We start from the raw sequence: 17,324 nt of genomic DNA on the forward strand, positions 1-17,324 counted from the left end.
CCGGCGGGGGAGGCCCTGGGCGGCCTCCCCACCTCGGCCCTGGCTACGGGATGAAACCGCCGCGCGCGATTCCCAGCGCGACCCCGACGAACGAGGCCACGATCCCGACGATGTTGAGTGTCCGCTCGGCCGTCGTCGCCGAGACGTACTGCGAATAGAGGCCGCCGCCGAATCCCAGCGCCCCCACCCACGAGGCGACCACATGGCCCCCGGGGAAGAAGGTGGCCGCGAAGGCGACCAGACCGCACAGCAGCGTTCCGATGGACAGCAGGTTCTCGACCGGATGCGCGCGGCCGTCGCTGTTGAGCGTCAGCCTGAACCTCTCGCGCTCGGCGGGACGAAGCACATGTGGCATGGCTTACCACCCCCTCATCACGTAGAGGAGTTCCCATCCATGAGCGGCTGGTAACCTGTACAGGCTGCGTTGTGCTGGGTCAACCCCGCCGCCGGGTCGCCGAAAGGGGCGCTTCGGCGAAAACGTCAGCGTCCTCCTGTCACGGCAGAGTGTCGTGACCGCAAAAGTCCAGAGGAGGTTGGAGTCCATCATGCGTCGTTACGAAGTAATGGTGATCCTGGACCCTTCGCTCGATGAGCGCACTGTGGCGCCGTCCCTCGACCAGTTCCTCGCCGTCGTCCGCAATGACGGTGGCACCGTGGAGAAGGTCGACGTGTGGGGCCGCCGCCGGCTCGCCTACGACATCGAGAAGAAGTCGGAAGGCATCTACGCCGTCATCGACCTGTCCGCCGAGCCGGCCACGGTCAAGGAACTCGACCGCCAGATGAACCTCAACGAGGGCATCATGCGGACCAAGGTTCTCCGCCCGGACGTGCACTAGGCGGCTCGTTCTCCCGGCTTTCTGTCGGGGGCGCGCCGTAGTCTGAGCCGTAACCAAGAGTCGAGGAAGGGCCCCAGCCATGGCAGCAGGCGACACCGTCATCACCATCGTCGGCAATCTTGTCAACGATCCTGAGCTGCGCTTCACCCCCACGGGGCAAGCTGTGGCCCAGTTCCGCGTCGCGTCCACTCCGCGGTTCATGGACCGCCAGACCAACGAGTGGAAAGACGGCGAAAGCCTCTTCCTGACCTGCAACGTGTGGCGGCAGGCGGCCGAGAACGTCGCCGAGTCGCTGACGCGCGGCATGCGCGTCATCGTGCAGGGACGGCTCAAGCAGCGGTCTTACGAGACCAAGGAAGGCGAGAAGCGCACGGTCTATGAGGTCGAGGTCGACGAGATCGGCCCGTCCCTGCGCAACGCCACGGCCAAGGTCAACCGCACCACCCGTCAGGGCGGCGGCGGTGGCGGCGGCTTCGGCGGCGGCCCCGCCGACGACCCGTGGGCCTCTGCCTCGCCCGCCCCGCCCCAGGGCGGCGGCTTCGGCGGCGGTGGCGGCGGTGGCGGCGGTTACGGCGGCGGCAACCAGGGCGGCGGCTTCGGCGGCCAGCCCCAGGGCGGCGGCGGTTTCGGCGGCGGCGGCGGAGACTTCAGCGACGAGCCTCCCTTCTAGTCTGAAGGGCCCGTTCGCGGGCCCCTCACCGGTCAGGTCGCGAGGCCTGACCACCTGTCAACAAGCCCGAGTCCATTCCCGCTTCACGGCGGGGCTCTGAAAGGAGCACCACGATGGCTAAGCCGGCACTGCGCAAGCCCAAGAAGAAGGTTTGCCTGTTCTGCCACGACAAGATCTCCTACGTCGACTACAAGGACACGGCGCTGCTTCGGAAGTTCATCTCCGACCGCGGCAAGATCCGTGCGCGCCGGGTGACGGGCAACTGCACCCAGCACCAGCGCGACGTGGCGACCGCGATCAAGAACGCCCGTGAGGTGGCTCTGCTGCCCTACACGAGCACCGCGCGCTAAGGAGGACTTGCGACATGAAGCTCATCCTCACCACCGAGGTCTCCGGCCTCGGCGCCCCCGGCGACATCGTCGAGGTCAAGGACGGCTACGGCCGCAACTACCTCGTGCCCCGTGGCTACGCGATCCTCTGGACCCGTGGCGGCGAGAAGCAGATCGCTTCGATCAAGAAGGCGCGCGACGCCCGCGAGATCCGCGACCTGGGCACTGCCAAGGAAGTCGCCGGCCAGCTCGGCGCTCTGAAGGTGAAGCTGACCACGCGCGCCGGCGAGTCCGGCCGTCTGTTCGGCTCCATCACCACCGCTGACATCGCCGACGCGGTCAAGAAGGCCGGTGGCCCGGTCCTCGACCGTCGTCGCATCGAGATCGTCAACGCGATCAAGAGCGTCGGCTCCCACAAGGTCAGCGTCAAGCTGCACCCCGAGGTCTCCGCCAACGTCGACGTCGAAGTCGTCGCCGGCTGACGGTCCCCTTCGGGTCAGGCCCCCACGTCCCCAGGACGCGGGGGCCTTTCCCTTTTCCGCGCCTTCGCGCTCCCGGGGCTCGGCCTACTCGTTTCCGGGTCCCTTGTCTCTTTCGTTCGCGGGTTCCGTCGCGCCTGCGTCCCCCTCGGGTCGTCGCCTCGGTCCTGGTCCCATGGCTTCCGGGTCCGCTCGGCGCCCAGCTTTCTCACCTCCCGCCTGTCCGGGGGTTCTGTCTGGACGTGACGGTGTGGGTGGGCGGCGGGAAGGGTGTTCCGGGCATATGGGTCGGGGCTGTACCTCTATTTGAGGCGCGTACAATTTGCACGTTCATCTAGGTAAAACGTGGAGGCTCGCCCATGGTCCGCCCTTCGATGCTGCTCGCGCTTGGAGCGATGGCTATGGCCGCCGTGGCGTGTGCGCCCGCCGACAACACCGCGAGCACCGCCGCGCCCAGCGGGGCTCCCTCCACCGCCTGCACCAAGGACCAGCTCAAGCTCGTCACCCAGGGCAAGCTGACCATCGGCACCGACAAGCCCGCCTACGCGCCGTGGTTCAAGGACGAGGACCCCTCCAACGGCCAGGGCTTCGAGAGCGCGGTCGCCTTCGCCGTGGCGGGGGAGATGGGCTTCGACCGGGACGAGGTGCAGTGGTCGACGGTGAAGTTCGACTCCGCCTACGCGCCGGGCCCCAAGCAGTTCGACTTCGACATCAACCAGGTCTCCATCACCCCGGCCCGCGCCAAGGCGGTGGACTTCAGCAAGGGCTACTACACGGTCAAGCAGGCCGTGGTGGCGGTCGAGGGGTCGAAGTTCGCCGGAGCCACCGACCTGGCCTCGCTGAAGGAGGCGAAGATCGGTGTCCAGGTGGGCACGACCTCGCTGACCGCGGTGAAGGAGGTCGTCAAGCCGTCGGTCGAGCCGAACGTCTACAACGAGCAGATCGACGCGGTCAACGCGCTGAAGAACAAGCAGGTCGACGCCGTCGTGGTGGACCTGCCGACGGCGTTCTACGTGACGGCCGCCCAGGTGGAGAACTCCAAGATCGTCGGTCAGTTCGCCGCCACGTCCGGAACCCCCGAGGAGTTCGGGCTGGTCATGGGCAAGGGCAGCGCGCTCAAGCCGTGTGTCGACAAGGCCGTCGAGACGCTGAAGTCCAAGGGTGAGCTGGCGAAGATCGAGCAGCAGTGGCTCGGTTCCGCCGCAGGCGCTCCCGAGCTCAAGTAACGGCCGCCGCTCCCGATCGTGCCGCGGCGAGTCGCGGCACGGTCGGCAGGCCGGGACCCGTCGGTGGAACCGACGGGTCCGGCCATGCACGGCATGGACACCGAAGGTGAAGTAGGCCGATGACGAGCCAAACCGCGACCGAGTGGGTCAAGAGTGATCGGCAGGTCGAGCGGGAGCGGGTCCGCAGGACGCGGGCCCGCCGTTCGGCGTCCGTCGCGACGGTCTCGACGATCGTCTTCCTCATCCTTCTCGTCTGGGGTGTGACGAACTCTCCCGGCTGGGCCAGCGTCAAGGAGACGTTCTTCAACTGGGACGAGTTCGTCGGCGCGCTGCCCGACGTGCTCAGCGGATTCCTGCTCAACGTCAAGATTTTCCTGATCGCCGAGCCGCTGATCCTGATCGTCGGCCTGCTCGTGGCGCTGGCGCGCGGGCTCAAGGCGCCGATCTTCTTTCCGCTGCGGGCGCTGGCCACGGCGTACACCGACATCTTCCGTGGCGTGCCGACGATCCTGGTGATCTACCTGATCGGGTTCGGGCTGCCCGCGCTGCAGCTGCAGGGTGTGCCGAGCGACCTGGCGACGCTGGGGATCATCGCGCTGACCCTGTCGTACGGCGCGTACGTCGCCGAGGTGATCAGGTCGGGCATCGACTCGGTCCACCCGAGCCAGGTGGCGGCGGCCAGGTCGCTGGGGTTGAGCCACGGGAAGACCATGAGGTTCGTGGTGCTTCCTCAGGCGCTGCGCAGGGTGGTGCCGCCGCTGCTGAACGACTTCGTCTCTCTGCAGAAGGACACCGCGCTGGTCGCCACGATCGGGCCGCTCGAGGCGCTGAGGCAGGCGCAGATCCACGCGGCCTCCAGCTTCAACTACACGCCCTACCTGGTGGCGGCGTTGCTGTTCATCCTGCTGACGATCCCGCTGGCGCGTTTCACCGACTATCTGGCGGCCAGGTCGCAGAGACGGCGCGGGCAGTGATGGCGGCCGCGACGGGCGAAGGTGTCGACCTGGCCGTACGGCGCCGCCCGCCGGTGCGCCGTAGCGGCGGTCAGCCGGGGGCGCACGAAGAGCGTCCCCTGGACGGGCGGTCGGCGGTGACCGCGCAGGCGCGTGGGACGGCTTGCCGTACGGCACTGAAGAGAGCAGGTGTGGCGTGAGCGTGCTGACCGTCGACGGGGTCTGGAAGAACTACCACGGCCACCACGTGCTGCGGGGGATCGACCTCGAGGTCGACACCCACGAGGTCGTCTGTCTCATCGGCGCCTCGGGGTCGGGCAAGTCCACCCTGCTGCGGTGCGTGAACCTGCTGGAGACCGTGGACGACGGCGCGATCCTCCTGGACGGCAAGGAGATCACCGATCCCGGCGTCGACGTGGACGACGTGCGCAAACGGATGGGCATCGTCTTCCAGGCGTTCAACCTCTTCCCGCACATGAGCGTGCTGGACAACATCACCCTCGCCCCTCGACAGGTGCACAAGGTGGCCAGGGGTGAGGCGGAGGAGCAGGCCAGGGAGCTGCTGGGGCGGTTCGGGCTGGCGGAGAAGGCGGGGGCCTACCCCGACCAGCTGTCGGGCGGGCAGCAGCAGCGGGTGGCCATCATCAGGGCGCTGGCGATGCAGCCCAGGCTGATGCTGCTGGACGAGGTCACCTCGGCGCTGGACCCCGCGCTGGTCACCGAGGTGCTGGGGATCATCAGGGAGCTCAAGCAGTCGGGGATGACGATGATCCTCACCACGCACGAGATGGGCTTCTGCCGCGACATCGCCGACACGGTGTGCTTCCTCGACGGCGGCGTGCTGCTGGAGCGCGGCACCCCCGAGCAGATCTTCTCCGACCCTCAGCACCCGAGGACGCGCGACTTCCTGCGCAGCGTGATCGAGGCGGGAAGGCTCTGACCACGCCTCAGCGGCGGTGCCGGCCGCCACGGGCCAGGTCCGCGGCGAACGGGCTGCGCCGCCTGCCGTACGCGAGGTAGACCAGCAGCCCCACCGCCATCCACGCGGTGAACCACACCCAGGTCTGCACCCGCAGGTTGATCATGAGCCACAGCGTGGCCAGCACCGACAGCGCGGGGATCAGCGGTGACAGGGGCACCGTGAACTCCCTGGGCGCGGACGGCATCGTGCGGCGCGCCACGACCACGCCGACCGACACCATGAGGAACGCGAACAGCGTGCCGATCACGACCAGCTGCTCCAGCATGAGCACGGGCGCCAGCTGGGCCAGCAGGATCGCGACCGTCCCGATCACCAGCGTCACTCTGGAGGGGGTGTGGTAGCGGCGGCTGAGCCTGCCGAGCCCGCGGGGCAGCAGGCCGTCGCGGGCCATGGCGTACACGATTCGCGTCTGTCCTGCGATCAGCACCAGGATCACGGTCGTCAGGCCGAGGACCGCGCCGACGTTGATGACGTGCACCATCACGTGCTCGCCGAGCGTCTCGAAGGCCGCCGTCAGCGGCGCCTGCTGTGCGATCCGCGTGTACGGCACCATGCCCACCATCACCACGGCCGTGGCGATGTAGAGCACCGTGGCGATCGCCAGACTCCTGATCATTCCCTGCGGTACGGCACGCGGCGCCTCGACCGTCTCCTCCGAAGCCGTGGCGACGAGGTCGAACCCGACGTACGCGAAGGCGATGGCCGGAGCCGCCGCGAACACGCCGAACCACCCGAAGCTCCCCGTGGGCCCCAGGAACAGCCCGAGCACGGTGTCGGCCGGCCCCGAGGACGGCTGGGCGGGCGCGATGAACCCGCCGAGGTTGGCGGCGTCGAAGTGTGTCGCGCCGACCACGATCACCGCCCCGATGGCCAGCAGCTTGGCCACGACGATCACCCAGAGAGCCCGCAGTCCGATGCGCGCGCTGAGCGCCACCGTGGCCGTCAGCGTGGCCAGCACGAAGGCCGCCAGCGCCCCCTGCGGGATCGCCTGACCGAAGCCGAGGTCGGCGAGGGTCCGGGTGGCGTAGAGGGCCCATACGCGTGCCACGACCGCCGCCGCCAGCTGCGTCTCCAGGATCAGCGCCCAGCCGACGACCCACGCCCACACCTCGCCGAAGATGACGTAGGCGAAGGTGTAGGCGCTGCCCGAGGCGGGGATCGCGGAGGCCAGCTCGGCGTAGCACAGGGCCGCCAGCATGCACGCGATTCCCGCGATCATGAAGGAGAGGATCACGCCGGGGCCCGCGGTGGTGGCGGCCTGCCGTCCCGCCATGCTGAAGATGCCCGCGCCGATCATCACGCCGAGGCCGAGCACGACCAGATCGGCAGGCCGGTAGAGCCGGTGGAGGCTGTGCCTGGCACCGGTACGGAGGCCGATCGCGTCGGCGAGGGGAAGGCGGCGCACGTCGAGGGCCCAATCCCTAGGAAGGCTCCACCGTGCACGTCGTGGACCGTGCCAGACAAGCACGGACCGGTTGACGACTGGTCACCCTCCGGTAACTAGCCACCGGGTGCCGTACGCCCTGAACCCGAGCGTGAGCAGCCTGGCGATCATCCACACGCCGAGCGCCAGCCACAGGACCACGAGACCGTCGGCCACGAGAGCGACCGGCAGGTAGGCGACGGTGGTCCACACCCCCGCCCACGCGAGGTAGCGCTGGTCGCCGGCGCCGATCAGCACGCCGTCGAGCACGAAGACGACGCCGGAGATCGGCTGGAAGAGCGCGACCACCCACAGCACGTCGAGCAGTTCGCCCGTCACGTGGGGATCGGCGTCGAAGACGCCGGGGAAGAAGGGGCGTCCCGCCACGACCAGCACCCCGAGCACGACACCCGACCACACGCCCCACCAGACCATGCGCCTGGTGGCCTCCCTGGTGCCGTCGGCGTCGCCCGCTCCGAGCGAGCGTCCCGTGATGGCCTGCCCCGCGATCGCGATGGCGTCGAGGCCGAGGGCGAGCAGGGTCCACAGCTGGGTGGCGATGGCGTGGGCGGCCAGTTCGGCGGTGCCCATCCTGGTCGCCACGGCGGTCGCGACGAGCAGCACGATGCGCAGGCAGACGGTCCTGATCAGGAGGGCGACGCTGGCCGTGCCCGCCTGTCCGATGCCGGCGAGGTCGGGCGTGAGCGGCACCCCCGCCTGCCGCGCGCCCCCGACGACCACCCACAGGTAGACGGCCGCGCCGAGGGTCTGCGCCAGGACGGTGCCCCAGGCCGAGCCCGCGATGCCCCAGTGCAGGCCCAGCACGAACCAGGCGTTGAGCAGCGCGTTCAGCGCGAAGGAACCGACCGCCACCACGAGCGGGGTCCTGGTGTCCTGCATGCCGCGCAGCACGCCGGTGCCGGCCAGCACGACGAGCATGCCCGGCGTGCCCAGCAGGCTGATGCGCAGGTAGGTGACGGCGTCGGCGGACTGCGCCGCGGTCGCGCCGAACAGGTCCACGATCGCCGGGGACAGCGGCCAGCCCACCACGATCAGCGCGATGCCGATCCCGAACGCCAGCCAGAGGCCGTCGACGCCGCTGCGCATCGCCCGTTCGGGGTGTCCTGCGCCGATCTGCCTGGCCACCGAGGCGGTGGTGCCGTAGGCGAGGAACACGCAGAGGTAGACCAACGTGGACAGGACGGTCCCCGCCACGCCGAGCGCGCCCACCGCCGAGGTGCCGAGCCCGTGGCCCACGATCGCGTAGTCGGCGATCAGGAAGAGCGGCTCGGCGACCAGCGCGCCGAGCGCCGGGAGCGCCAGTCGGAGAATCTCCCTGTCCCGACTAGTAATGAGCATTTAGCCATTATGCCCCTTACCTCCCGGTCCTTCGGCCTGTTGCACCAACTTTCTTTCCTCCACAGCTGGTGGACAATATCTCCGCAGGTCAGAGCGTGTTTCCACAGCAAGCTGCCGAGTTATCCCCAGGCTCGTCCACAGCACTCGCGCACCATCCACCGGTTCCTGCACAGCTTGCCCCCAGGGTTGTCCACAGGCTGCGTTGCCGTACCGTCTAACGACGGGCGAAACTGTCAGCCCGGTCGACTACAAGTGGGGGTGGTGCGACCGCCTGCTAGGTGTGTTCGAGGGGGCGCGGTAACCGATGGAAGACGAAGAGCCGGGCGGCGGCGGCCCAGGATTCGAGCGCACCCCACCCAGCAACATCGAGGCGGAGCAGTCCGTTCTCGGCGGCATGCTGCTGTCGAAGGACGCCATCGCCGACGTCGTCGAACTCATCCGATCCGACGACTTCTACCGCCCAGCCCACCAGATGATCTACGAGGTCATCACCGACCTGTACGGCAGGGGCGAACCCGCCGACGCCGTCACCGTCTTCGACGAGCTGCAGAAGCGCGGCGAGATGGCCAGGGTCGGTGGCGCGGCCTACCTCCACACCCTCACGGCCGTCGTCCCCACCGCGGCCAACGCCGGCTACTACGCCAAGATCGTCCGTGAGCAGGCCATCCTCCGCCGCCTCATCGAGGCCGGCACCCGCATCGTCTCCTTCGGCTACGGCGGGCAGAACGAAGAGGTCGACGACCTGGTCGACCGCGCCCAGGCCGAGATCTACAAGGTCACCGAGCGCCGCACCTCCGAGGACTACGCGCCGCTGTCCGACATCATGCCCGGCGCCCTCGACGAGCTGGAGGCGATCGGCTCCCGCGGCGGCCAGATGGTCGGCGTCCCCACCGGCTTCCAGGACCTCGACTCCCTCACCAACGGCCTCCACCCCGGCCAGATGATCGTGGTGGCCGCGCGCCCGGCGATCGGCAAGGCGCTGGCCCTCGACACCCCGCTGCCGACGCCGTCCGGATGGACCACCATGGGGCAGGTCAGTGTGGGTGACTACCTCATCGGCGCGGACGGCAAGCCGACCATGGTCGTCGCCGCCACCGACGTCATGACGGACAGGCCGTGCTACGAGGTGGAGTTCAGCGACGGCTCGGTCATCGTGGCCGACGGCCGGCACCAGTGGCGGACCAGCACCAGGGCCGGCCGCCGTCCCAAGCCCATGCGCGCTCTCTACTGGCACGAGGACTCCATCCGGAGAGTGAGAGCCGCACACGAGGGCGCCGCGCAGCAGCCTGAGCGACCCCTCACCCATCGAGAGGCCCTGGCGCTCGTCGGCGAGGAGTTCCGCCCCGTCCTCCACACGGTGCAGGGGCAGGTCGGCGCGGCCGGAGCCGTCGGCCGGGCACCCACCTACCCGTCCGAACGGTTGCTCGCCGCCCTGCACAGCCGGATCACCAGGCCGAAGAACGCCGCCACCACAGCGACGCACGCCACCGTGCACACCACTGAGGAGATCGCCGCCACGCTGCGCTGCGCCTCGGCTGATCGGCGGCCGAACCACGCTGTCGAGGTGGCGGCGGCCTTCCAGTTGGAGGAGCAGGACCTGCCGCTGTCGCCGTACGCGCTCGGGATCTGGCTGGGTGACGGTCACAGCTCCGGAGCGAGGTTCACGACCGCGGATCCGGAGATCGTCTCCCATCTTGAATCCGAGGGGTTGCGCATCGTTCCCTCCGCTTCGGCTCCGATGCAGTTCCACATGGCGCTGCCGAAGCCCGAGCCGCTTCCCCACCGCGACTGCGCGGTGTGCGGTGCAGCCTTCGTGCCGCGAACCGCGCAGGTCCGCACCTGCGGTCGGCGCTGCGGAGGCAAGGCACCAGGGATCTCCGCCCCCGTGCCGTCACCCACCTGTCCTGACTGCGGCAGGCCCTCCTCGGGTCTGCGACGGTGCCAGGCGTGCCACCGTGACCACGGGACCGTCCAGGGCATCCTGCGGTCCCTGGGGGTCCTGAACGCCAAGCACGTCCCCTCGCGCTATCTGAGGGCTTCGGAGCGCCAACGGCGAGACCTCCTCGCCGGGCTGCTCGACTCCGATGGAACGATCAACAAGCAGGGTCAGATCCAGTTCGCCGTCACCGATCGACGGCTCGCTGAGGACGTGCTGGAGCTTGTCCTGAGCCTGGGATACAAGGCGGCCATGCGGACGAAGGCCGTTCGCGGAAGGACACCGGACTCCGCTGTCTGCTACATGATCAACTTTACGACGGCCGACAGGGTCTTCCGGCTCTCACGCAAGGCGGCCAGGCTGGTCGGCACCGCTCACCCGTCCACCCGGGTCCGCTACATCGTCGATGTCAGACCCATCCCCTCGGTGCCAGTCCGCTGTGTCGAAGTGGACAACGGCGATCACATGTACCTTGCCGGCAGGGCTTGCATCCCCACGCACAACAGCACCCTCGGATTGGATTTTGCGAGGTCGGCGGCCATCAAGCATGGGATGACCACGGTCATCTTCTCGCTGGAGATGTCGCGTAACGAGATCACCATGCGTCTGCTGTCGGCCGAGGCGCGCGTGGCGCTGCATTCGATGCGTTCGGGCCTGATGAACGACGACGACTGGACCCGCCTCGCGCGCAGGATGAGTGAGGTGGCCGAGGCGCCGCTGTTCATCGACGACTCGCCCAACATGTCGATGATGGAGATCCGCGCCAAGTGCCGTCGCCTGAAGCAGCGCAACGACCTGCGGTTCGTGGTCATCGACTACCTCCAGCTGATGAGCTCGCCGAAGAAGACAGAGTCCAGGCAGAACGAGGTCTCGGAGATCTCGCGTTCGATCAAGCTGCTCGCCAAGGAGCTCGAGGTCCCTGTCATCGCGATCTCCCAGCTCAACCGAGGCCCCGAGCAGCGCACCGACAAGCGGCCTGCGGTCAGCGACCTGCGCGAGTCGGGCTCGATCGAGCAGGACGCCGACATGGTCATCCTGCTCCACCGCGAGGACGCCTACGAGCGCGAGTCGCCCAGGGCGGGTGAGGCCGACCTGATCGTGGCCAAGCACCGTAACGGTCCCACCGCGACCGTGACCGTGGCCTTCCAGGGCCACTACAGCCGCTTCGTGGACATGGCCCAGCACTAGGAAGGCCGAGCGCGCCGGGAGGAAGGGCGCGGCGCGTCGGCCGACACGGTCCTGCCCGGACCCTGGTGCCGGCTACCTCGATCGGACGGTCGTCGTCACCCCGCACCGCGAGAGAACCAAGCAGCGGCGCGCGCACCCGGCGGTCCTGCCGGGCCCGGCCGTCCAGGGTCATCGCGAGCGGTTCCGGCTAGATTGTGGACGTTGGCTGGCTTCTTCCTGGGTGGTGCCTTGGCAGACGAGATCCGTGGTGTGCTGTTCGACATCGACGACACCCTCTTCGACTACACCAGCTCGGAGCGGACCGGTCTGCTCGGGCATCTGGCGGCCGAGGGCCTGCTGGAGAGCTTCCCCTCGCCCGAGGAGGCGGTGGCGCTCTGGCGGGGGATCATGGAGGAGGAGTACACCAGGTTCCTGCGGGGCGAGCTGTCCTTCGAGGAGCAGCGGATGGTCAGGGTCAGGCGCTTCCTCGGGAGGGCGATCCCCGACCAGGAGGCGTGGTTCGGGCGCTACTCGGCCCTGGTGACCCAGGCGTGGGCGGCATTCCCCGACGCCGCTCCCGTGCTGGAGGCGCTCGCGCCGCACTTCAAGCTGGGCGTGGTGTCCAACTCCTCGCTGCAGCACCAGCGCACCAAGCTGACCACGCTCGGCCTGCTCGACCACTTCGGCGAGGCGATCGTGTGCTCCCACGAGTACGGCAGGGCCAAGCCGCACCCCGAGATCTTCCTGGCCGGCTGCGAGCTGCTGGGCCTGCCGCCCGGTCAGGTCGCCTACGTGGGGGACAAGTACGACGTCGACGCGCTCGGCGCCCGTGCCGCGGGGTTGCGCGCGTTCTGGCTCGACAGGGCAGGTGGCTCCGCCGTCCAGGAGGAGGGGGTGACGGTCATCGGCTCCCTCGAGGAGTTGGTGGCGGCGCTCAGCCCTGGTAGATCCACTGGCGGTAGGGCGGGATGAGCTCCTCGAAGACGGCGATGACCTCGGCGGCGGCCTGGGCCAGCTCCTCGGGACCCGGGGGCGTCGCGGGCTCGAGCGCGTGCCTGACGACGAAGGCCAGCGCGTCGGCCTTGGCCCGCACGTCCAGCTCGGCGGCCTGCGGATCGAGGGCGTCGACGAGGTAGAAGCCGCTGTTGAGCGCGCTCATCGCGTAGGTGAGGTGGGGCACGTCGTCGCGGAGCAGGCCGTGGCCGACCAGCAGCTCGAACATCCGCTTGGTGGCCAGCAGCTCCTGGCTGCGCAGCGGCCTGTCGGCCAGCAGGCCCTGCAGCGCCCTGGTGTCGCCGGTGACCAGCGTCTGCAGCACCGGCCTGCCGTGGACGTCCACGAAGGAGAACGACAGCAGGCGGTGGGGCAGCACGGTCGCGGGGTCGCGGCGCAGTTCGGCCATGAGGCTCTCGAGGTAGGCGATGGCCTCCCGCAGCAGCAGCGCGTCGAAGAGCTGCTGCTTGGTCCGCCAGTGCAGGTAGACGGTGCCCTTGCCGATGCCGGCGCGCTGGGCGATGTCCTCGATCGTCACCTTGCGGTAGCCGAGCCGCACCAGGAGCGCGGCGGCGGCGTCAAGGATGCGGTCGGCGCGCTCCACAGGCCCTCCTCGTGACCGATCTGGTCGATCAGTCACATTACCCGGAAGGCGAAGTGGGTGGCCTGGGCCCGCCTCGCGCGAGCGCGTCGTGTGACGCAGCAGACAGCGTGGTCAGGAATCCCCGCTGATCATCCCAGCGCTACACGCGATAGGTAAAGCGAAGGGAATCGGGACCATGACGTACCTCATCGCCTACGACGGCTCAGCCGACTCGCGCCACGCGATCGAGTTCGCCGCCAAGCATCTCGCCGCGGAGCCCACCGTGATCGTCACGGTATGGGAGCCGCTGCTCGTGCAGCTCGCCAGGCACGGCGCCGCGGCCGCCGCGGCGATCGTGAACGAGGAGCCCGAGGAGTACAGGGCCCAGGCGGAGGCGAACGCCAAAGAGGGCGCGGAGCTGGCGCTCGCCTCGGGTCTCACCGACGTCGGCTACCGCGCGGTCGCCGACAGGAGCTCGATCTGGCAGGCGATCGTCGACCTCGCGGACGAGCTCGACGCCTCGCTGGTCATCACCGGCTCACGCGGTCTCGCGGGCGTGCGCTCGGTGCTGCTCGGCAGCGTCAGCAATCACGTGCTGCACCACGCGCGCCGTCCGACACTGATCGTTCCTCCTGGCGAGTGACACACGAGGGGGGCCGCAGGTGGGTGTCGATGCGCCTGGCCCCCGGCCCCTCCTCGCCGAGCTGGTCACGCGGGTTGGCCAGCACGCACCTGTCGAGCGACAGGCAGCCGCAGCCGATGCAGTCGGTGAGGTCGTCGCGCAGCCGTAGCAACTGCTCGATGCGGTCGTCCAGCTCCGTGCGCCACGTGGCGGAGAGGCGCGCCCAGTCGGCGCGGGTCGGGGTGCGGCCCTCCGGCAGCTCGGCCAGGGCGTCCTTGATGGTCTTCAACGGGATGCCGATGCGCTGGGCCAGCCGGACGAAGGCCACCCTGCGGAGAGTGTCGCGGCTGTAGCGGCGCTGGTTACCGGTGGTGCGGCGGCTGGTGATCAGGCCCTTGGCCTCGTAGAAGTGCAGCGCCGAGACCGCGACGCCGCTGCGCTCGGACAGCTGCCCCACGGTCAGCTCCTTCGCGTTCCACGGTGCCGTCATGGCGTCACCGGGCGGAAGTGCGTCACCAGTGTGCCCGCGTCGGCGTCGAAGAGGTGCAGGGCGAAGGCGGGCGGCAGGTCGTAGTCGACGATCACGGTCGCGCCGCTCTCCGTCGGGGTCACCAGCGTGGAGACGACGCCCGGCGCCACGATCAGCGGTCGTCCCGCGAAGGTGGTGGCGACGGCGGTGTGGGCGTGGCCCACGAAGACGGCGACGACCTGCGGATGCCGGTCGAGCAGCGCGGCCAGCCGTTCGGGCTCCTGGAGGCGGATCTCGTCGACGTACGGCACGCCCAGCGGCACGGCGGGGTGGTGCATGCCGACGAAGGCGGGCACCTCGGGCCGCTCCGACAGCACCTCGTCCAGCCAGGCGATGGTCTCGTCGGACAGGCGGCCGTCGTCCCTGCCGGGGATGCTGGAGTCGGCCAGCGCGATCGTCGCGCCATCGAGCCGCAGCACCTGGTTGGCCGGGCCGATGATCTTCTCGAACTCGGGGACCCTGTCGTGGTTGCCCGGGCAGATGATCAGGGGGATGGGCGAGCGCAGCAGGTCGCGCGCCGTTTCGTACTCCTCGACGAGCGCGTGGTCGGCGATGTCGCCGGTGACCAGGATGGCGTCCAGCTGCCCTGGAAAGGAGAGGAGGTGGCGCATGACCAGGCGGGTGCGTTCGACGCTCTGGTCGGAGCCACCGATGTGGGTGTCACTGATGTGCGCGTATACCTGCATCTTTCCAAGCTTAAAGGTACGGCTAGCATCGGCACGTGGACACGATCAGAGCCGAGTTCGAACTCCTCGACGAGCGCTTCTCCGGTATCGGCGGCGACGAGCGGATAGAGATCCTCTACACGGGAACGCGCTGGGCGGAGGGCCCGTGCTACTTCCCCGCCGGCCGCTATCTCGTCTGGAGCGACATCCCCAATGACAGGATGCTGCGCTGGGACGAGCTGACGGGGAACGTCGGCCCCTTCCGCCGGCCGTCCGGCTACGTCAACGGCAACACCCGCGACGCCCAGGGCCGCCTCATCTCCTGCGAGCAGGGCAACCGCAGGGTCACCCGCACCGAGCACGACGGCTCGATCACCGTGATCGCCGACCGCTGGGAGGGCAGGCGGCTCAACAGCCCCAACGACGCGGTCGTGAAGTCGGACGGGTCGATCTGGTTCACCGACCCGCCGTACGGCATCACTACCGACTACGAGGGGCAGCGGGCCGAGCAGGAGATCGACGGCTGCCATGTCTACCGCGCCGATCCCGTCACGGGCGAGGTCCGCAAGGTGACCGACGACTTCGAGCGCCCCAACGGCCTGGCCTTCTCCGCCGACGAGAGCCTGCTGTACGTCGTCGACACCCGCCGCAAGCACCTGCGCGCCTTCGACGTGCACGCCGACGGCACGCTGTCGGGAGGCAAGGTGCTGGCGGAGGGAACCTCCGACGGCATCAGGCTCGACGATGCGGGCCGCATCTGGGCCGCGGGCGATGGCGGCGTGCTCTGCTTCGACCCCGACGGCACGCTCATCGGCAGGCTGCCGATCCCCGAGAAGGTCGCGAACCTGACCTTCGGAGGGCTCAAGGGCAACTGGCTGTTCATCGCCGCCTCCACCTCGCTCTACGCGCTGATGACCAACGTGCGGGGCCTCACTCCCAGCGGAACACCCTGACGGCGAGCCCGCCGAAGACCACCAGCCCGGCCGCGAGCACCAGCAGGTGCGGCAGCTGCGGCGCCTGGCCCGCCCAGGTGGCGCTCAGCGCCTGGGCGAAGGGTCCGGCCACCGAGTAGTCGCCGATCACGCGGACGACCTCCGGCAGATACTCCCTCGGCACCCACATCCCCGCCACGAACATCAGCGGGAACATCGCCGCGGACCCGATGATCGGCGCGCTCTTGCCGTTGGGCGCCACGGCGGCGATCACCAGCCCCATCGCCATGAGCGCCGCCGAGCCGAGCAGGAACACCAGCACGAAGCCCGCCACGTTGCGCGGGAGGCCGGGCCCGAAGGCGACCAGCAACGTCGTGGCCACGATCCCGACCACCAGGTTGATCACGAGCTGGACGGTCAGCATGCGCAGCGGCGAGACCGGCGTGGTGGACATCCTGCGCAGCACGCCCTGCTCCCTGTAGGCGGCCAGCACGCCGGGCAGCACACTGAACGACAGCGTCAGCGCCGACAGCATGACCATCAGGGCGGGGAAAGCCGGCCCTGCCACCTTGCCGAGGAACTGCAGCAGCAACAGCGGCAGCCCGATCGCGAACAGCAGGTACCACCCGTCGCGCAGGTGGAGCTTGGCCTCGACGAGCAGAAGCTTGCTCATGACAGCTTCCTTCCTGTCAGTGCGAGGAAGACGTCCTCGAGCGTCGCCTGCTCGATGCGCAGGTCAGTGGGGACGATCTGGTGCTCGGCCAGCGCCAGCGTGACCGCGGGCGCCAGGTTGCCCCTGCCGGTGACCGTGAGCTGCTCGCCGTTCCGACGCACCCCTGTCACCTCGGGTACGGCGAGCAGCATCGCGTCCTCGACCGGAGCCGAGGGCCTGAACCTGACCCGCTGCGACTCCTCCACCTGGCCGATCAGCGCGCTGGGCGCGTCCATGGCGACGACCCGGCCCGAGGAGATCAGCGCGACCCTGTCGCACAGCCGCTCCGCCTCCTCCATGAAGTGGGTGACCAGCACGATCGTGACCCCGTCCGCGCGGATCTGCTCGATCAGGTCCCAGGTGTCCCTGCGGGCCTGCGGGTCGAGGCCGGTCGTCAGCTCGTCGAGGATGGCCACGCGCGGCTTGCCGACAAGGGCGAGCGCGACCGACAGCCGCTGCTTCTGGCCGCCCGAGAGGCTGGTGAAGCGGGTGTCGCGCTTGTCGGCCAGGCCCACCCGCTCCATCAGCGCACGCCAGTCGGCGGGGTCGCGGTAGAAGGAGGCGAACAGGTCCAGCGCCTCCCACACCTTGATCTTCTCGGGCAGCTGGGCGCTCTGAAGCTGGACACCGAGCAGGTGCTTGGCCTCCAGCGGCGTCCTGCCGCCGACGGTGATCGTGCCGCTCGTGGGGGTGCGCAGCCCCGCGACGCACTCCACCGTGGTCGTCTTGCCGGCTCCGTTGGGGCCCAGGACGCCGAAGATCTCGCCCTCGTCGACGGCGAACGAGACATCGTCCACCGCCACCTGGTCGCGATAGCGCTTGTGGAGGTTCATGACCTCTATGACCTTCATGGCCATCACGGTAGGAAGCCGCTGATCAGCGGATAAGACGGCTAGATGCCCGACAATGGTGTACCTAGGTGCAGTAC

At 69.2% G+C, this 17,324-nt stretch carries 19 protein-coding genes; 11 read left to right on the top strand and 8 right to left on the bottom strand.

Translation table 11 applies throughout. From position 1 onward, the window contains the following. Positions 1 to 43 precede the first annotated feature (43 nt). Complete coding sequence (locus tag ABFX50_RS27985) at positions 44 to 355, bottom strand: hypothetical protein (protein ID WP_346150317.1); 312 nt, start codon at positions 353 to 355, stop codon at positions 44 to 46. A 190-nt stretch (positions 356 to 545) separates the two neighbouring features. Here ABFX50_RS27985 and rpsF point away from each other — a divergent pair, with 190 nt between their 5' ends. From rpsF to ABFX50_RS28020, 7 genes are all read left to right on the top strand, one after another. Continuing rightward, the gene (gene rpsF, locus ABFX50_RS27990; protein ID WP_183653229.1) at positions 546 to 836 is read left to right on the top strand and encodes a 30S ribosomal protein S6; all 291 of its coding nucleotides are present in this window, start codon (positions 546 to 548) and stop codon (positions 834 to 836) included. A gap of 79 nt (positions 837 to 915) precedes the next feature. Further along, complete coding sequence (locus tag ABFX50_RS27995; protein WP_346150320.1) at positions 916 to 1,506, top strand: single-stranded DNA-binding protein; 591 nt, start codon at positions 916 to 918, stop codon at positions 1,504 to 1,506. Positions 1,507 to 1,619: 113 nt separating this feature from the next. Next, entirely contained in the window at positions 1,620 to 1,856 is a 237-nt protein-coding gene (gene rpsR, locus ABFX50_RS28000; protein ID WP_020543048.1) for a 30S ribosomal protein S18, read from the top strand. Between the two features lie 14 nt (positions 1,857 to 1,870). Beyond that, on the top strand, positions 1,871 to 2,317 hold the full coding sequence (rplI, locus tag ABFX50_RS28005; protein WP_183653235.1) for a 50S ribosomal protein L9: 447 nt from the start codon (positions 1,871 to 1,873) through the stop codon (positions 2,315 to 2,317). A 356-nt stretch (positions 2,318 to 2,673) separates the two neighbouring features. Continuing rightward, the gene (locus ABFX50_RS28010; protein ID WP_346150323.1) at positions 2,674 to 3,540 is read left to right on the top strand and encodes an ABC transporter substrate-binding protein; all 867 of its coding nucleotides are present in this window, start codon (positions 2,674 to 2,676) and stop codon (positions 3,538 to 3,540) included. Between the two features lie 119 nt (positions 3,541 to 3,659). Beyond that, positions 3,660 to 4,514, top strand: a complete 855-nt coding sequence (locus tag ABFX50_RS28015) for an amino acid ABC transporter permease (protein ID WP_346150325.1) — start codon at positions 3,660 to 3,662, stop codon at positions 4,512 to 4,514. A gap of 175 nt (positions 4,515 to 4,689) precedes the next feature. Then, positions 4,690 to 5,433 carry an amino acid ABC transporter ATP-binding protein gene (locus ABFX50_RS28020; RefSeq protein WP_183653244.1) on the top strand — a complete coding sequence of 248 codons (744 nt, stop codon included), beginning with the start codon at positions 4,690 to 4,692 and terminating at the stop codon, positions 5,431 to 5,433. A gap of 7 nt (positions 5,434 to 5,440) precedes the next feature. Here ABFX50_RS28020 and ABFX50_RS28025 read toward each other — a convergent pair whose 3' ends face one another. Then, positions 5,441 to 6,880 (bottom strand): APC family permease, encoded by a 1,440-nt coding sequence (locus ABFX50_RS28025; protein ID WP_346150327.1) that lies wholly within the window; start codon positions 6,878 to 6,880, stop codon positions 5,441 to 5,443. An 81-nt stretch (positions 6,881 to 6,961) separates the two neighbouring features. Beyond that, the gene (locus ABFX50_RS28030) at positions 6,962 to 8,257 is read right to left on the bottom strand and encodes an MATE family efflux transporter (RefSeq protein WP_346150329.1); all 1,296 of its coding nucleotides are present in this window, start codon (positions 8,255 to 8,257) and stop codon (positions 6,962 to 6,964) included. Positions 8,258 to 8,561: 304 nt separating this feature from the next. On the opposite strand from ABFX50_RS28030, the gene dnaB reads away from it, so the two are divergent. Both dnaB and ABFX50_RS28040 read left to right on the top strand, forming a co-directional pair. Beyond that, positions 8,562 to 11,381: a replicative DNA helicase gene (gene dnaB / locus ABFX50_RS28035; protein ID WP_346150331.1), complete on the top strand. Its 2,820-nt coding sequence runs from the start codon at positions 8,562 to 8,564 to the stop codon at positions 11,379 to 11,381. Positions 11,382 to 11,609: 228 nt separating this feature from the next. Further along, entirely contained in the window at positions 11,610 to 12,332 is a 723-nt protein-coding gene (locus ABFX50_RS28040) for an HAD family hydrolase (RefSeq protein WP_346150333.1), read from the top strand. Here the strand turns inward: ABFX50_RS28040 and ABFX50_RS28045 are convergent. Next, on the bottom strand, positions 12,295 to 12,957 hold the full coding sequence (locus ABFX50_RS28045) for a TetR/AcrR family transcriptional regulator (RefSeq protein WP_346150335.1): 663 nt from the start codon (positions 12,955 to 12,957) through the stop codon (positions 12,295 to 12,297). The two genes, ABFX50_RS28040 and ABFX50_RS28045, sit on opposite strands and share 38 nt — an antisense overlap. A 175-nt stretch (positions 12,958 to 13,132) precedes the next feature. Here ABFX50_RS28045 and ABFX50_RS28050 point away from each other — a divergent pair, with 175 nt between their 5' ends. Then, positions 13,133 to 13,579, top strand: coding sequence for a universal stress protein (locus ABFX50_RS28050; protein WP_183653261.1), 447 nt, complete (start codon positions 13,133 to 13,135; stop codon positions 13,577 to 13,579). Here the strand turns inward: ABFX50_RS28050 and soxR are convergent. Further along, positions 13,518 to 14,048, bottom strand: coding sequence for a redox-sensitive transcriptional activator SoxR (gene soxR, locus ABFX50_RS28055; RefSeq protein ID WP_346150338.1), 531 nt, complete (start codon positions 14,046 to 14,048; stop codon positions 13,518 to 13,520). The genes ABFX50_RS28050 and soxR overlap by 62 nt on opposite strands. Next, on the bottom strand, positions 14,045 to 14,773 hold the full coding sequence (locus ABFX50_RS28060) for a metallophosphoesterase (protein ID WP_346150340.1): 729 nt from the start codon (positions 14,771 to 14,773) through the stop codon (positions 14,045 to 14,047). The genes soxR and ABFX50_RS28060 overlap by 4 nt, the downstream gene beginning before the upstream one ends. A 35-nt stretch (positions 14,774 to 14,808) precedes the next feature. Between ABFX50_RS28060 and ABFX50_RS28065 the strand changes: the two genes are divergently transcribed. After that, entirely contained in the window at positions 14,809 to 15,705 is an 897-nt protein-coding gene (locus ABFX50_RS28065) for an SMP-30/gluconolactonase/LRE family protein (protein ID WP_183653271.1), read from the top strand. Here the strand turns inward: ABFX50_RS28065 and ABFX50_RS28070 are convergent. Together ABFX50_RS28070 and ABFX50_RS28075 are read right to left on the bottom strand one after the other, a co-directional pair. Next, positions 15,683 to 16,357 (bottom strand): ABC transporter permease, encoded by a 675-nt coding sequence (locus tag ABFX50_RS28070; protein WP_346150342.1) that lies wholly within the window; start codon positions 16,355 to 16,357, stop codon positions 15,683 to 15,685. The genes ABFX50_RS28065 and ABFX50_RS28070 overlap by 23 nt on opposite strands. Further along, a complete protein-coding gene (locus ABFX50_RS28075) occupies positions 16,354 to 17,247 on the bottom strand; it encodes an ABC transporter ATP-binding protein (RefSeq protein ID WP_346150344.1) in 894 nt (297 codons plus the stop codon). The genes ABFX50_RS28070 and ABFX50_RS28075 overlap by 4 nt, the downstream gene beginning before the upstream one ends. Positions 17,248 to 17,324 lie beyond the last annotated feature (77 nt).

This window comes from Nonomuraea recticatena, assembly GCF_039533245.1.
Lineage (GTDB): Bacteria > Actinomycetota > Actinomycetes > Streptosporangiales > Streptosporangiaceae > Nonomuraea > Nonomuraea roseola.